Consider the following 17,148-nt stretch of genomic DNA (forward strand, 5'->3'; position numbering starts at 1 on the left):
AAAAAACAGACTGCTCTTAAAGATTCAAGCGCAGCAAAAAGGAGACTTAATATGAAATTGAAAAAACGATTTGCCTCTTTGTTCCTGTTGGCATTGATGGCATTTATCCCGGTCCAGGCATATGCTTCTGGGTCCGTCCCAACCACTCCCTCTGGAATTCCGATTTCCGAAATCGAAAACAGAACAGATCAAATTATGAAAAAATATATAGGAACAGCGATTCCTGGTGCTGCGGTTTCCATAGTAAAGGACGGAAAAATTGTTTTTTCAAAAGGTTACGGATACGCAAACATCGAGAAACAAACACCCATGAGTACGGAAACAACCTATATGGAGGCCGGTTCCGTATCGAAATTGTTCACCTGGACGGCAGTAATGCAATTGGTTGAGCAAGGAAAGCTGGATTTGAATACGGACATCCGCACATACTTGCCTAACGGCTTTCTCAAGCCTTCTTTTGATAAGCCTATTACCCTGAAATCACTGATGAGCCACACGGCAGGTTTTGAGGAGCGCCTGGAAAAACTTTTGGTTCATGATCCTGCTGATCTTAGGCCTCTCAAGGAGCATATCGCACCCGGAAATCAGCCTCAGCAGATTTATGAGCCTGGAACAGTGATTGCTTATTCCAACTATGGGACCAACCTGGCCGGTTATATTATAGAACGTGTATCTGGAATGCCTTTTGAAACCTATATTCAGAGACATATATTTGAGCCTCTAGACATGAAACATTCTTACTTTACACAACGGTATGATCTTATCCCAGAGGTTATCGAACATAAAGCAACAGGCTACTCCAAGAAGGATGGAAACTGGGTGCCAAAGCCGAATGTTTTCTTTAATGATGTGCCGGCTGGTGCGTTAAACATTACTTCGGAAGACATGGCTCATTTTATGCTTGCTCATCTGAACATGGACCATTCCTTAAAATATTCGCTGTTCAACATGAATGAAACCTTGCGAGAAATGCATGAGGCTTCGTATACCCACTATCCCGAGCTTCCGGGGAATGCCCACGGCTTTTGGGAACGGTTTGCGGGAGGCTATCGTGTTATCGAGCACGGTGGAAATACAGATTCATTCTCCTCTCTGGTCTCTATCGTGCCAGATCAAAACTTTGGGATCAGTATTCTGACTAATGTGGAAAATGAAATGTCCGGGGCGAGAAGCGAACTCATTGACCTGTTTGTCGGGGGTTCCGACGCTACTCCGCAAGCGGACAGCACGTTGAAGCATAGCGCGGATGTGGCGGGAAAATACCGCTCTGCTCGCGCAGTATCATCAGGTATATTGAAGCTTATACCCGTATTATCCAATGCGGAAGAAGTGGTCACAGCCAACGGCCATGGCGGAATCACTCTGAGTATTCCATCCATGAATATTAATGTTGATTATGTAGAAACCAAACCCTATTTTTTTGAACGCGTGACTCCAGGGAGCACTCCTTATGATCACGCGGGCCTAAACATCAGCCGTCTTTATTTCTTAACCAATGCCGATGGTAAAGTGACGCAGTTGTCATATGGAGTGATCGATGACCAATTGCCGATATCCTTCCTGCAAACATCTATTTTCAGTTATATTCTGGTCGGGGGATGTGGTATTTGGTTTGCGCTTGGGTCTATTTTCGGTATTATTGGATGGCTGCGGAAGCTCAAGGACGCAAGAAAGCAGAAGAGTACTTCGCGGCTTCCCTTGCCTGACAGTGTAACCGTAATCCCCTTGCTGGGTCTGCTTGTGATCGTCAATCTCATTGCTTCAAGCATCCAATTGATAGGCGACCCCTATCAGCCTATGTCCAATTTCAATTTGAATATTATCTTTTTCTGGGTGCTGGGGCTTGCCTTTGTATCGGCCGCCTATCTTGCTGTAAGAAGATGCAGTGTTACCCAAACTACATGGTTAAGAAAGGCATACACCGCGACGCTGATTCTTTCGTTTCTAGCTATTTCGATTTTCCTGTATTCCTATAATTTCTACTTTTTGGTATAGCTCCACTCGATAAGCCTGCATACCTTCCAGTGTACCGATAAAGATTGTCATCGTGAACAACCCTAATCTGAGCTAAATAAAAAAACTCTCCTCTGCATCTAGCAGGGAGAGTTTTTAACACACTCAATGAGATTTAAATACGTGCCGGATTGAGCCTTTGCTTTCAGTATGTTGTTGAATCTGTTTATTCTGTTTCTGGCTGAGTATTTACCAATTTTATATGAACATCTCTCAATTGTTTCTCAGTAACCTCCGAAGGTGCTCCCATTAATAGATCCTGCGCTTTGCTATTCATTGGAAAAGCAATAACCTCGCGGATATTCGATTCATTTGCAATGATCATAACAATCCTATCAATTCCAGGTGCTATACCTGCATGAGGCGGCGGCCCAAATTGAAAAGCATTAAAGAGTGCAGGAAATTTACTCTTGATGTCTCCATATGTATAACCTGCAATCTCAAAGGCTTTTACCATAATCTCCGTATCATGATTCCGGACAGCACCCGAGGACAGTTCAATCCCATTACATACAATATCATATTGGTACGCAAGGATATCAAGAGGATTCATATTCAGCAATGCATCCATACCACCTTGTGGCATCGAAAAAGGATTATGGCTAAATCCAATTTTATGAGTATCAGGATCCAATTCAAACATAGGAAAATCAACTATCCAGCAAAATTTATATATATCCTTTTCCAGCAAATCCAGTCTTTTTCCTAATTGATTTCTGACAGCACCGGCTATTTTTTCTACATTTTGAAGTTGGTCAGCAGCAAAAAACAGTGCATATCCTGAACTAGCTTGCGTAACATGTATTAATTGGTTTTTCACCTCTTCAGAGATGAATTTTGCAATAGAGCCACTAAGAGACATATCATCATTGAACTTAATCCATGATAGGCCTTTCGCTCCAGCCTCAACAGCAAAGTTTACTATATCGTCATAAAAGCTTCTTGGCTGTGCACCACAACCAGGAACAGCAATAACTCTTATCGTTTTATTTTCAAATACTTTAAAATCAGTCTCTGTAAACAGCTCTGTAACATCATGGATAATTAATGGATTTCTTAAATCAGGTTTATCGCTCCCGTATTTGAGCATGGCTTCTTGATATGGAATCCTGCTAAAAGGCTTTGAGATTTTAAAATTTGTAAATTCAGAGAAAACTTCATATAGCATATTTTCAACTACATTAAAGACATCTTCCTGTGTTGCGAAAGCCATTTCCAAATCCAGCTGATAAAACTCGCCTGGTGATCTGTCTGCCCTTGCATCCTCATCTCTAAAGCAAGGAGCAATTTGAAAATATTTATCAAAGCCCGAAACCATTAATAATTGTTTAAATTGTTGAGGTGCTTGAGGCAAGGCATAAAATTGACCTGGATGCACTCTACTAGGAACTAAATAGTCTCTGGCGCCTTCTGGAGATGAACTTGTCAGGATAGGTGTCTGAATCTCTAAAAAATTCAAATCGATCATCTTTCTTCTGATACTTTGAATTACTTTAGAACGAAGTATAATATTATTGTGTAGTTTTTCATTCCGCAGATCCAAGAAACGATACTTTAATCTTAAATCCTCCCGAGCTTCATTTGCTAAAGTTACTTCAAAAGGTAATGGATTCACTACCTTCCCTAAAACTTTTATCTCATTGGCAGCTAACTCAATATGCCCGGTTTTCATAGTGGGACTAATCGTATTTTCAGATCTGTTACATACAGTACCTGTAACAGAAATGGTTGACTCCCTGCTGATCTTTGATACAAAATCTTTCAATTCGTTATTATCAGAAACAACAACCTGCGTTACTCCATAATGGTCCCTAAGGTTAATAAAAATAACCCCGCCATGGTCACGCATATTTTTTATCCATCCTGCGATTCTCACTACTTCGCCGACATGTTTTTGATCCAGTTCTCCACAGTTATGAGTCCTATAACTATGCATGAAAAACCTCACTTTCTTTTATCCCCTATTATCTTAATAATTTCTATTTTTCTCCATACTTATACTCACATTATCGTTAAAGCTTTATACCTTTCATTCAGGTATTCCGCAGTTTCAACCATTATTTTTTGTCCTATTTCATCAACATGCCTGTTCTTCCAATTTTCAAAGACTGTTCCCTTGACCCATTGGTTAAAAGCGCCAAGGGCTGGTCCGCAGTGTACTTGATAATCAACCTTACTGTGTTTGTCTCCATTCATTGCAAGTCGTGTAGAATAAGTAAAGTACCATCTAAATATCAACGCCATCTTACGTTTAGGAATTCTTTCAGCTTTTTCAATGATCTCAGCCGGATAATAAACTTTAATATCTTCATATACTTGTTCAATACTCTTCTTAAAATACTTTTCTTCAATATATTTTTTGGTTCCGCTATCAATTTCATCTATGGAGTTATAATTACGGTAAAGATCATATAATTTATTCGCCCTGGCCGGGAAAAAAACTCCTTTTTTCATAACCTGAATTTTCGCTCCTATTTCAAACATATCCCCTGCGGGAGCGTAGTCTGTATCCTGTATATTTAACTGCTGGAGCAAATCTTTTACATCATCACTTGTCCCTGCTTCAACCGTACATTGGTTGATTGAGCCTGTCATGATAAAATCCGCACCCAGTATAAACGCTGCCGCAGCTGCTTGTGGAGTCCCTATTCCCCCGGCAGCCCCTACCCTTATACTTTTATTGTATTTATACTTAAGTAACGCTTCATCCCTCATTTTAAGCATCAACGGAACCAGTACATATGCAACCGCATGATCCGTATGCCCGCCTGAATCAGCCTCGACGCACAGATCGTCTACCATAGGGATTTCCATGGCCATCCGGGCCTCATCCCGGCTTATCCTATTTTCCTCTAGCAGTTTATTCACGATATTCTGAGGCGCAGGACTTAAGAATGCCTCCACAACCTCGGGTCTTGATACTTTCGCTATAATCCTGTTCTGCGCTGTTACGATCCCCTTTTCATTTCGTTTCAAACCTTTCAATCTGTACCTTACCAAAGAAGGCGTTATACTCATAAACGCAGAGGCTTCAATAGTTCTAACACCGTATTTTATGTATAAATCAACGATGTTATTTTCTATTTCCAGGTGATCGGGAACATGAATAAGATTCATTCCATAGGCTTCGCCTTGGTTCAATTCTTTCTGAATATACTTTATAGCTTCTTCAAGGGCCCCAATCTTGACTCCCCCTGCCCCAAAGAATCCCATCATTCCTGCCTTACCTGCCTTTACGACCATCTCTTTTGAAGATATTCCCTTATACATCGAACCCATAAGATACGCGTATTTAAGTCCATAATATTGTTTGAATTCGCTATGACCAAGAGACTCTGCCGTAAATCGTTGGCCGGATATACTATTCTTCGACTTTACTTCCTGTACCTGCTCGCTACGTTCTTCACCCTCCCTCACAATCAGCGGTTCTGCTTCTCGTTGTATTGCGTTAACCAACCCTGTTATGACTTTTCCAGGTCCAACCTGGATGAATTGGGTTACATTTTTACCCATTAGATATCTTATACTTTCCGACCATTTGACCGGACTTACGATCTGGTTGATCAGCGTACTTCTTACATCTTGCTGCCTGTAGGGTCTGGCATAGATATTTGAAATGACTGGTATTTTTAATTTTGAGAATTCGAACTGTGACGCATAGGCCTCAAATCTCTGTCTGGCATCTTCCAAATACCTAGAGTGAAATGCTCCGCTTACATTTAAAATCACATAGTTTGTGGCTCCTGCATCCTCAAAAATTGGCTGCGCCCGTTCAATCATGCCCTTCGGTCCTGAGATGACAATCTGGCTTGGCGAATTAAAATTAGCAACATCAATCTCCCTTAAATTATTTTTCTCGATAACTTCTCTAAATACTTCCTCCTTCAAGCCTATGACCGCAGCCATACCACCACCGGTAGCCTTGACCATCAGCTCTCCTCTTTTTTTAACCAGCTTCAAGCCCGTTTCAAAGTCAAATGCCTCTGCGGCAAATAAGGCATTGTATTCACCCAGGCTATGTCCTGCAACATAATCAGGTTTTCTTCCAGTCTCTTTTAATGTATTAAGATAACTCAAAGCGTTTACGACAAATAGCGCCGGTTGGGTAAAATCCGTTTGTCCTAGTTGATTGGCAGGATCTTCAAGACACAGTTTTTTAATAGAATAACCAAGAATAGCATCCGCTTTTGCAACCAATTCCTGAAATTCGTCAAATAGTTCTACTCCCATGCCTTTGGCTTGAGCCCCTTGTCCAGGGAACAGATATGCGATCATTTGTGCCCTCCTTTTTGCTAGTGAATGCATATTAGTCGAATATTTCAAATAGACGATCCAAATTTTTCATATCGTTTTGAAAAGGTGAAAGAATAGAACAAATACTTGCCATTTTCTTGCTACCAAAATTGTACTTCACAAAATTAGCAAGAGTGCCTGAGGGGCCAAGGTCAATATAGATAACCCCGTCCCCGTCTCCCAGACATTTTAAAGCGTTCCTAAAACGGATAGGTTTTCTAGCAACATCCCAAAGAAAACGGTTGTCAAGGGATGCCGCCTTGCCTCCGTACATAGATGAGACCATATTTATGGTCGGATTCCTTAGAGTTTTAAGCTTTAAAAACGCTGTATATTCCAAGGCTATAGGGTCCATTAAGGAAGAGTGGAAAGCAAACTGGACCGGCAGTCTTTGACATATAATCTCATTAGCTATCAAGTAGCGTTCAATTTTTTCCAGTTCCTCACAGCTGCCAGAAATGACAAAATGCGAGTCATAGTTGATTGATGCTAACTCTGAGTTGGCATTCAATACGGATATTTGGTCATACAGACTGAGGTCGCCAATTACGGCCAGCATGCCACCCTTTGGACAGTAGTTTTCTACCATTTGTGCTTGCTTGACAAGGCTTTGAAGAGTATCTTCATAACTCATACAGCCAGCCACAGCAACAGATGCAAACTCACCGAGGCTGGAACCCAAAACATAATCAGGATAAATCCCCTTTTCCAGTAATACCTGTGTGAGGGCATACTCCACCATGAAAATTGCAGGGTGAGTATATAACAGGCTATCAAACACGTCCCCCCTCCCACGGTTGTCGTCGTACAGCATTTTTAATACGGACCTGCCTGTAATATCCGTATGAATCTCATCCAGCTTGGTCATCCATTTCCGAAAAACTGAATTTAACCTATATAATTCTTTTCCCATGCCGTAGTATTGTGAGCCTTGGCCTGAAAACATAAAAATCACAGATCTGTCCATTCTAACCTCCCACAACATACTCATTGATTAAATCCTAATAAAACCATTTAAAATAAATATTTCACAGTAAATTGCGAACTAATTGCATTTGGGAAGGTGTAGGATTGCTTTCGTTAAGAACATTCTCCATATGTTGTCTTATTGCAGGTTTGAATTTCGGCTCTGTTATGATATATAGCTGCCCCTTTTTGATTCCCTCAAACATCTGATTTGCTACATCCTCTGGAAGTATTCCATTCTGGACAGCCTTGCGGGCCAATTGATTAATGACTTGTCTTTCCGGGGGAAGATTTCCTAGTCCGGTCTGCTTACTCAGCTCCGTCGGTCGGTTCCGTTCCGCATCCATAATTTGGGTACGTACGAACCCAGGGCAGACAACCGAAACTCCTACATTGGAACCTATCAATCTGAGTTCTTGGTGTAGCGTTTCAGACAAGCTTAAAACGGCATGTTTTGACGCGCTATATATTCCATTACCGGGGCCGGACAATAGTCCGGCGATGGATGCTGTATTCACAATATGACATGAGGTTTTCTGTTTCAGCATAATAGGAACAAAAACTTCAGTTGCAAAGAGAATCCCCCATATGTTTACGTTTATTACCCACTGCCAATCTGCCACCGTATTTTCCCACAATAAGCAGCCCGTGCCGGCGTCCACCCCTGCATTGTTGAACAAAAGATGCACAGCTCCAAATGTCTGAACCGTTTTTTGCGCTAATGCACGTATATCAGCTTCTTTGGAAATATCCGTCACTACGGATAACGTTTCTGCGCCCATGTCTTTCAATTGTTTTTCAGCCCTTAGAAGGGCCTCCTCCTCAATGTCCGCGAGGACGACCTTCATGCCCTCATTTACACATCGGTCCGCAATAGCGCGGCCAATCCCACTGGCAGCTCCTGTAACTACGGCTATCTTATCTTTAAATTCCCTCATGATTTACCTCCAGAATAATTTGTAATTTCCATCTGATAGTGATCGGTTCCCTGTTTATGTTTAAAACTGGGTTATCGGTAGGGGAATCCTGCGGACATCTTTATCCTCATGGAGTGCCTCCCATGAAATCCTGCCCCCCTGGGTCCAATACATCGCTATATTTTCCATGTTTTTCTCCTCTAGCAGCAATTGAGAAACGGTCTCTCCTATTTTCCCTGAGAGAAGCGCACTCGTGTTTGAGTCTTCTACGCTTTCTCCTATAAATAAAGGAATAGATGCCCCTTCGGGTCCGTTGCCGCTATCAGCTATTTCGAGAAGTTCCCTAAGACCCGTGAGTAGATCCTGCCGCGTACTCGCTACGATTGCCGCCCGCCATGTCAGTGCTTCGCGACCTGTCTGAAGTGTAAAGGCAATATCTTGTAAGGCATCATCGCTCTGCTGCTCCAGATATCCCAGTAATTGATTGGCAAGCGCCATCAGTCTCTCCCGGTTTATATCCGAGAGAATCACCACTTCGGGCTGATCTGCCACTCGTAAATGAATGTTGTCTTTTTCTGAAGGGATATATTCTTCCAGAATGAAATGCACATTAGAGCCTCCCGCACCAAAGGAGCTTACGGTTGCCCGCAACGGGAATTCCCGTTTTTCTCCCTGCATCTCAATTACAGGCTGCTCCCATTTCTGAACTTCCCGCTGCAAATAAAATGGAGTATTACTGAAATTAATATTAGGGTTAAGCTTCTCGGCCTTAATGGTAGGAACCAGTTTTCGATGCCACAATTGCAATATGACCTTGGTTAGCTGTGATATCCCCGAAGCCGCTTCTGCATGCCCAATATTGGATTTGACTGAGCCAATGCCACAAAATTGCTGCTCGGTCGTGAATTTCTGGAATGCTTTATTCAAAGCAGCGAGTTCAATAGGGTCTCCCAATGTAGACCCATTTGCGGCTGCCTCTACATAACTGATCGTCCGGGGGTCTATACCGGCTTTCAAAAAGTTTTCTTCGACTAGTTGCGCCTGCGCATTGGGGTTAGGGATTGTATATCCATTGCTATGTCCTCCATGATTGGTTGCCGTGGATTTAATAACCGCTAAAATGCAATCTCCATCCTGTACAGCCTTATGAAGCGGTTTTAAGAGTACCGCTCCAACTCCTTCCGCTGGAAGGTACCCATCCCCATCTGCAAAGCTTCTGCTATCTTCATGACTTCCAATCAACTGATTTTGACTGGATTCAATATATTTTTTGGGACTGGTCAATAGATTCCCCCCGCCAGCTACCGCTATTTGACACTCTCCCCTGATCAGGCTTTCACATGCCATATGGACAGCTACAGCTGAGGAAGAGCTCATCGTATCAATGGATATGCTCGGTCCCTGGAAATTGAAATAATGCGACATGGGGTTTGCGACTGCAACAGACCCAAACGATGTTACCCGTTGAGCAGAGTCCGGTTCGATATCACAGGAGCAGTATTTGTGATACGTAGCGCCCACATAGACGCCAACCTTGTTCTGGTGTTTCTTCTGTAATGCCTCTCGCGTATATCCTGCACTTTCAAGCAAATTCCATATTATCCCCAGGAAGAGTTGCTCCATCGGGTCCATTAAACTGATCTCATAGGGGGTGAGATGAAAGAATGCTGGCTCTGACAGGCTTATTCGTTCCATGAAACCGCCCCACTTGCAGTAGGTTTTTCCCGGCTTGTTTCTCTCCTTGTCAAAATAAAGATCGTGCTCCCAACGATCTTTTGGAACTTCGGTAATGCAGTCCTTGCTTTCTTGGAGATTGCTCCAGAACTCCTGAAGATTTTCCGCACCTGGATATTTCCCGGACACCCCGATGACAGCAATGTCCATCGCTCCTGTTTCTTGTTTCTTCTCCTCCGGAGGCTCTACCTCGGTTGCCGAAAATTGGAGATGACGGAATATCGGAGAAGGGGCTTTTACCTGCTCCATACCAAACCATTCAATCAATTCGCCTCGATGCGATTCCAGGAAATATTCTATTAAACTCTGGATATTCGGATATTCAAAAAGTAAGGTCCTCGATAGCGGTCCGAAGTTTTTTTCCAGCTCATCGGTTAATTCCATTGACTTTATGGAGTCAACACCATAGTTTTCCAGGTTTTTGTCCTCTTCAATGCGGTGTTCCGGCAGTCCAGTGGACGAAGAGAGCAGGCGCTTTAGGTAACTTGTCATTTTTTCACGCAGTAGCTCTTCTTCCTGGCTGGACACTGCCTTATTTGTTATAGAAGTTGTGTCGGCTTTTGCACCCGCAGCTGCTGCCTGATCTATACCAAACAAAGCGATCAATGGGTCTCGATAGGCTTCCACAAAATATTCCGTCAAACTCCGAATATCTGGATATTCAAAAAATAGAGTCCTCGACACCTGATCGAATGTTTTTTCCAGCTGGTCGGTCAACTCCATAGACTTTATAGAATCAACCCCATAATTTTCAAAAGGTGTATCCTCTTCGATTCGATATATTGGCAGTTCGATGGACGATGAAAGCAGGGTCTTCAAGTAATGGACCGTCTTTTCACGCAGCAGGTCCTCTGCTCTGCCGGACACTTCCTCGTTTGCTGCAAAAGTTGTGTCAGCTTTCGCGCCTGCCACCGCTACCTGATCTATACCAAACAAAGCAATCAATGGGTCTCGATAGGCTTCCACAAAATATTCCGTTAAACTCCGGATATCCGGATATTCAAAAAATAGAGTCCTCGATACCTGATCGAATGTTTTCTCCAGCTGGTCGGTCAACTCCATAGACTTTATAGAATCAACCCCATAATTTTCAAAAGGGATATCCTCTTCGATTCGATATACAGGCAGACCGATGGACGTTGAAAGCAGAGTCTTCAAGTAATGGACCGTCTTTTCACGCAACAGGTCTTCTTCTTGGCCGGACTCTGTCTTGTTTGCTGTGGAGGGAACGATGTTAGCTTCTGACCCGAGCGCCTGATCCCGCGATGCTTTACCGCTTTCTTCAAGCTGTCCCTCCATGATCATCATGTTGCTGATTAGATCTACGTCTCCTTCGATCACCATGACCTGATCCGAAATACAGGCTATGCTTTGGTACAGGGCGCTCATTCCTGTCTCTGTCCTCATCGCATACATACCCACCTTCTGCATGGCCTTCTCCGTCTCTTGGTCAGGGCGCATTCCGCCATCTTTCCATAACGGCCAATTGATGGACAGCGTTTTGCCTGTACGCTCCATGGAGGATACCAAGGTATTGCGGTACCAGGCATATGCGTCCATAAAAGCATTCGCGGCAGCATAGTCAGACTGACCTGCATTACCACCCACTCCCGAACCTGACGAAAACAGGATAAAGAAGTCAAGAGCAATGTCCTTACTGGCTTGGTCCAGATTTACCAGTCCCGCAACCTTGGGCGCCAGCACTTCCCTGAATTCCAGGCTAGTCTTTTTAATAATGTAGTTATCCTGGATTATTCCAGCACTGTGTAGGATGCCGTTGATTCCGCCGTATGTCTGTTTGATATCTTCAATTAAGCCAACCACAGCTTCCTTTCGCGTGACATCCACCTGTCTGTATTCCATCCGGGCGCCCAATGCCTTCAATTCCTCCAATGAGGTCTGCTTGTCCTGGTCCAGTAGGGAACGTCCAGTAAGAATCAAAGTCACTTCCTTGGCCTGACGCGCAATCTCTTTAGCAAAAATAAGACCTAAACCCTTTGCTCCTCCAGTAATCAAATAAACCCCGCGGTCTTTCCATGGAATATCCGGTGTCTCTGACGGCATTTCTGCTTTACTCCAGACAGGAACCCAACGTTTGCCTTTTGCAAACCGGATGCGGCTATCCGCAGGGTGTCGGCTGCTCGTCTTTAGTATTTCGATGAGCCCTGCCATTTTTTCTGTACCCTCAACTTCAATTAACTGACCATGGATCTTTGGATTTTCCTTTTGCGCAGTTTTGAGTATGCCGCACAGCCCAGCGAAGAGCAGCTTTTCATGTTGAGGAATCGTTACAATCTGCACCAGCACCTTGCCTTTGGGTTTATCATTCAGGATTCTTTTTATTTTTTCAAAAACCTGGACAGCATACATTTCGAAGCGGCGATCGATCTCTTCCATACCGGATTGCAGAGTGATACATTCCACTCCTGCCAAGGAGAACTCGATATCTCCTGCAGCAATGGTATCTGTTTCGCAAAGCATTACCACATGTCGTTCGTAAATGGGAACCATCGGGTCCTCCGCAACAACCGCCTGTTCTTTCCAGAAGGGTTGGAGCATCATTGCACCAGGTGTTTTCTCACATGCGCCCACTACCTTGTAGGAGCATCCTTTTATGCGCACGCAGACCTGGCCTGCCTCATCACACAAATCAATGTCATACTTCTGCGTATTATGACCAGCCCCGCTTCCTCTGCTATACCGGATCAACGCCCACATTTCACAGGGACATTCCCGAAATATTTCGAGTCCCTCAATGGCAGTCGGCCGTATTTTCTGTAGAGAATCAATGCCTGAAGGCCGCATAATATTTTCATCATTCGAAAACAAGTATGCCGGCGGCATTTGCAAAGCAGCGTTTATTATAAAGGGATGCAAAACAAATAAGCCCTCAGTATTCCTAATACCGGAAGGCAACGATAGCTTGGCCAGCACTAACCCCTGTCCTATATGCACTTGTTCATTGGCCTGATGTCCCAGACTGTCGTCGGCTCCCATGTCCCACACTGCTTCGTCGTCTATCCTAGGCGAAACATGCTGAAAGCATTCCATCTGCAAAGCCTGTATATCCCACGTTTTCGCTTCATTTAACATCTCCAATTCGGCACTACCCTGGCTGTGTAAGACAGGGTCCCCGGCTTCTGTTAATCTGCTGTAGATTTTGAAGCCAATCGCTCCTTGATCTCCCGGAAAGAGCCCTATATGTATTTCTAACGGCTGATCTCCTATAGCGGGAGCATGTGTCCATACAATATCTTTAATAATGATGTTTGCCTGACCCTTCTCCTGTACTGTTAACGACTGCTCAACCGCTGCCCGCACCATTTCAAGGCATGCCGCTTCTGACAGGACAAGCTTCCCGTAAATTACGGAGTTTTTCAGATAAAACTCCTGGCCGCTAAAGGTTGAACTAAATCTTTGCTCAGAAAGTACGGAGGTGTTTTGATGCAGTAATGGATGTAGATATGCAGCCGCATTGGCGACAGGCTTTTCTTCATCCACATGTATCCAATAGCGTTCTCTGGCAAAAGGATATGTGGGTAAAGGGATACGGCGGGGCTGGACATTACCGTAAAGTCTGCTCCAGTCAATACGGACACCCTTGACCCACAAGTCTGAGATTCTGCCATACTTTTCTGCTAGAATCTGTAAATCAATCCTTTCATCGAGCGTTTTCTCCTCTGAGGCCATGTTCAAGCTCTCCTTGTCTCGCTTGGCCTGTCCCCGGTAAAGCTGTGCAATACTCTGTCTTCCTCCAATAAAGCCCCGCAACTTGCTTCTAAGTTCCTCCACTGACTCAACGACCACAGCGAGGCGCTCTTCCATCGCTTCGCGTCCTGTCTGCAAGGTATAAGCCACATTCACCAGATCGTGATCGGAAAACTCATTCCGATCCATTGCAGCAACCAAATGGCTTACCTGCTCCTTCAATGCTCCATCACTTTTTGCCGACAGAACTACGACGACCGGTCTTGGAGAAGTAAAGGCATTTTGAAAGTCATCCTGTTCCGCAGGGAGGTATTCCTCAAGGACGATATGGGCATTAGCCCCACCGGCTCCAAAGGAAGATATCCCGGCGATCCTCGGGTATTCCCGTTGCTCGCCGTCCTCCTCCACTATCGGACGCTCCCATTCAGAAAGCCCCTGTTGGACTACAAATGGCGTTTTGGAAAAGTTTATATTAGGGTTCACTTTTTGGGAATGCAGGCTAGGAGCAATTTTCCGGTTTTTCATTTGCAAGATAATTTTAGCGATGCCTGCGATCCCTGCGGCCGCCTCTAAATGGCCTATGTTTGATTTTACCGAGCCAATAGCGCAAAACCCCGTGTCCTGCGTATCTTTCTTAAATGCCTGGGTAAGCCCGGTGATCTCAATAGGATCGCCGAGCTCCGTTCCAGTACCGTGGGCCTCAATATAACTGACTGCCCGGGCATTTACGCCTGCTTTATCAAAAGCCTCTCTAATCAGTTCACCCTGTGCTACCGGGTTAGGCACGGTATACCCGTTTGTTTTTCCTCCATGGTTGATACGGGTTCCCCGAATAACCGCATAGATATGGTCTTTGTCTGCAATGGCTCGTGATAAAGGTTTGAGCAGCACGACCCCTGCACCTTCGCCAGGGACAAATCCATTCCCGCCTTCCCCAAAGCTTTTACACCGTCCCTCAGGCGATAGCATTCTCATCGTACTGAGAAAGATATAGCTTGAAGGATGAAGATATAAGTTGACTCCTCCAGCAACAGCCATTTCGCATTCACCGTTAAAGATATGCTCACAGGCCTCGTGGATTGCAGTTAATGAGGAAGAGCACATGGTATCAACCGGGATACTGGGCCCCTTTAAGTTCAAGAAATAGGATATTCTGTTGGCTACCGAGCTGAAGGAGGTTCGCGGAAAGACGAGTTGTCCTTGTTCCCACAGCTTTGGTCCATATAGATTGAACCCCGTTCCGGTAATTCCTGCAAAGACGCCAATCCGGCCATTATACTGTTCGGCGAGCTGTTCTCTGCTATATCCTGCATCCTCGAAAACCTTCCAGCATTCTTCCAGGAATATTCGCTCCTGAGGATCCATACTCATTGCTTCCCGGGGAGATATATTAAAGAAGAGAGGATCAAAATCTGCAAAATCCTCCACGAATCCTCCATATTTACTATAGCTTTTGCCCTTTTCAACCGCTTCTTTGATGTCGGAACAGTAGAAACCTTCCCTCTTCCAGCGTTCCGCAGGAATTTCTGTTATACAGTCTTTGCCCTGTTCCAGATTGCTCCAGTACTCTTCCATATTTTTGGCCTGCGGATATCGTCCGCTTATACCAATAATGGCTATTTGCTCGTGTTTCACACGGTCTCTGCTAGTAGCCGTGTTGCAGATACGATTGTTTTCTTCCTTTGGCAGGGGTGACAAAGAAAACTCGCTGGCAGCATGCAAGGTTGCGGAAATGGAGACGGATTTCTCTTCCGTCTTTATCGGGCTTCCGATTCCTGTCCACCGTACGCATTCCTTGTGATAATCAGCAATAAAATATTCGGCCACTGCTTCCAACGTCTGATATTCATAAAACAAGGTCATTGATATTTCTCCAAAAATCCCCTGCAGCTTTTGATTAAGCCTTGTAATCATGATGGAGTCTATGCCATAGCTCTCCAAAGGCTCGCTGACATCAATCTTGTCAATGCTCAGCTTGGTAACTTCTCCAAACAACAGTTTTAGCTGATGTAAGGTTTTTTCCAGAAGCAGTTCAAGATTCACCTCTGAAGAAGCTGACTCTTCAACATATTCTTTCTCCTGCGGTTGGGACTCCAAGAAATACTTTTGCAATCTGGATTGCTCACCTTCTATGACCAATAACTGATTTAGACCAGCGGCCAGACCGTTATATAGAGCCTGGATACCGTTTGAAGCTTGCATAGCTACCATGCCAATACTTTGCCAAGCCCTCTCCGTGTCATTGTCCACATGCATCCCTCCGTCCTTCCAGAGAGGCCAATTGACAGATAGCGTCTGCCCTTTGCGCTCCTTTGAGGATACAAGGCTGTTTCGATACGCGGCATAGGCATCCATAAAGGCATTTGCGGCAGAATAGTCGGCTTGACCGGGGTTGCCCATAATCCCAGCTATTGAGGAGAAGAGAATAAAGAAATCAAGATGTAGCTCCTTGGTCGCCTGATCTAAGTTCACCAGTCCGGCAACCTTTGGTGCCATTACTTCCGCGAACTCTTCCTGTGTCTTATTCATAATAAAACGATCCTGTATTACTCCAGCACTATGAAGAATACCATCAAGGCCTCCATACTCTTCCCCGATCTCAAGGATCAATTTGGAGACCTCTTCCTTCCGTGCAACATCTACCTGTCTGTACTCAACGCGGGCCCCCAGCGCCTTCAACCTCTCCAATATGGCCTGTCTACCTTCGTCCAGATTTGAACGGCCTACAAGAACTAGCGTGGCTTCCCTGACTCGCTGCGCGATATCCTCCGCAAAAATAAGTCCTAAACCTCCTGCACCGCCTGTAATCAAATAAGTCCCCCGATCCTTCCAGGGCACTCTGCCCATTGTCTCGGTGGGTTTCATCTCGTTCCAGCCGAGGACCAGACGTTTGCCATCCTCATACCGTATCCTTTTATCCTTTGGATATTGACTGTTCTCTTTTAATTTCTCAATCATCTCTTCCAAACCTACAGATTCCAATTCTACGAATTGCCCTACGATTTTCGGGTTTTCTTTCTCAGCTGTCTGCAGTAATCCCAACAGTCCTGCGAAAGGTTGCTGCGCGCTTTGTGCGGAAACTGCAATCTGTATCAGTACGCTACCCTTGGATTCCTCTGTGAGAACCATTTGTACTTCCGTGAGCAGCTGGAGGGCATACGTCTGAAAGCGTTCATCCATGCTGCTTTGGCTGGCATGCAGCTTGATGCAACGGGTTCCTTTCATGAGCGATTCAATGCTGCGCTCTGCGAAATGATCCAGTTCGCAAAGTACCACCAGATGCTGGCTAAATTCAGGGCGTGCCACTTTCTGGAGAGCAACTTGCTCTTTCCAGAAAGGCTCAAGCATAAGGACTCCCGTACCCGCCAATGACCCCGAAGTCCTTGTTCCGCTTTGCGGGGTCTCATGCGAAGCCATTCGAGCTTGAAATTGGCGTATTTTTACAATGGCATCCTCTTTCTGTATCCGTCCGCTTTTTACCTCGCCTAGAATATATTGAAAAAAGTCCTTCATCTTC

6 protein-coding genes are annotated in these 17,148 nt (G+C 44.6%); 1 reads left to right on the forward strand and 5 read right to left on the reverse strand.

Going from position 1 to position 17,148, the window contains the following annotated elements:
• The first annotated feature begins 51 nt into the window (after window positions 1-51).
• Complete coding sequence (locus NLX74_RS20385) at window positions 52-1,995, forward strand: serine hydrolase domain-containing protein (RefSeq protein WP_254329799.1); 1,944 nt, start codon at window positions 52-54, stop codon at window positions 1,993-1,995.
• 184 nt (window positions 1,996-2,179) lie between these two features.
• On the opposite strand, the gene aspS is transcribed toward NLX74_RS20385, so the two are convergent.
• From aspS to NLX74_RS20410, 5 genes are all read right to left on the reverse strand, one after another.
• On the reverse strand, window positions 2,180-3,949 hold the full coding sequence (aspS, locus tag NLX74_RS20390) for an aspartate--tRNA ligase (protein WP_254329823.1): 1,770 nt from the start codon (window positions 3,947-3,949) through the stop codon (window positions 2,180-2,182).
• Between the two features lie 65 nt (window positions 3,950-4,014).
• A complete protein-coding gene (gene fabD / locus NLX74_RS20395; protein WP_254329800.1) occupies window positions 4,015-6,288 on the reverse strand; it encodes an ACP S-malonyltransferase in 2,274 nt (757 codons plus the stop codon).
• A gap of 31 nt (window positions 6,289-6,319) precedes the next feature.
• Complete coding sequence (locus NLX74_RS20400) at window positions 6,320-7,273, reverse strand: acyltransferase domain-containing protein (RefSeq protein WP_254329801.1); 954 nt, start codon at window positions 7,271-7,273, stop codon at window positions 6,320-6,322.
• A gap of 61 nt (window positions 7,274-7,334) precedes the next feature.
• Window positions 7,335-8,210, reverse strand: a complete 876-nt coding sequence (locus NLX74_RS20405) for an SDR family NAD(P)-dependent oxidoreductase (RefSeq protein WP_254329802.1) — start codon at window positions 8,208-8,210, stop codon at window positions 7,335-7,337.
• Between the two features lie 60 nt (window positions 8,211-8,270).
• Window positions 8,271-17,144: an SDR family NAD(P)-dependent oxidoreductase gene (locus NLX74_RS20410; RefSeq protein ID WP_254329803.1), complete on the reverse strand. Its 8,874-nt coding sequence runs from the start codon at window positions 17,142-17,144 to the stop codon at window positions 8,271-8,273.
• Window positions 17,145-17,148: the final 4 nt, after the last annotated feature.

This window comes from Paenibacillus sp. MZ03-122A (genome assembly GCF_024213325.1).
In the GTDB taxonomy this organism is placed as follows: Bacteria; Bacillota; Bacilli; order Paenibacillales; family Paenibacillaceae; genus Paenibacillus; species Paenibacillus polymyxa_B.

Coding starts and splice junctions, on each gene's coding strand:
- aspS (WP_254329823.1), bottom strand. CDS start 3,949: ATGCATAGTTATAGGACTCATAACTGTGGAGAACTGGATCAAAAACAT.
- NLX74_RS20400 (WP_254329801.1), bottom strand. CDS start 7,273: ATGGACAGATCTGTGATTTTTATGTTTTCAGGCCAAGGCTCACAATAC.
- NLX74_RS20385 (WP_254329799.1), top strand. CDS start 52: ATGAAATTGAAAAAACGATTTGCCTCTTTGTTCCTGTTGGCATTGATG.
- NLX74_RS20405 (WP_254329802.1), bottom strand. CDS start 8,210: ATGAGGGAATTTAAAGATAAGATAGCCGTAGTTACAGGAGCTGCCAGT.
- fabD (WP_254329800.1), bottom strand. CDS start 6,288: ATGATCGCATATCTGTTCCCTGGACAAGGGGCTCAAGCCAAAGGCATG.
- NLX74_RS20410 (WP_254329803.1), bottom strand. CDS start 17,144: ATGAAGGACTTTTTTCAATATATTCTAGGCGAGGTAAAAAGCGGACGG.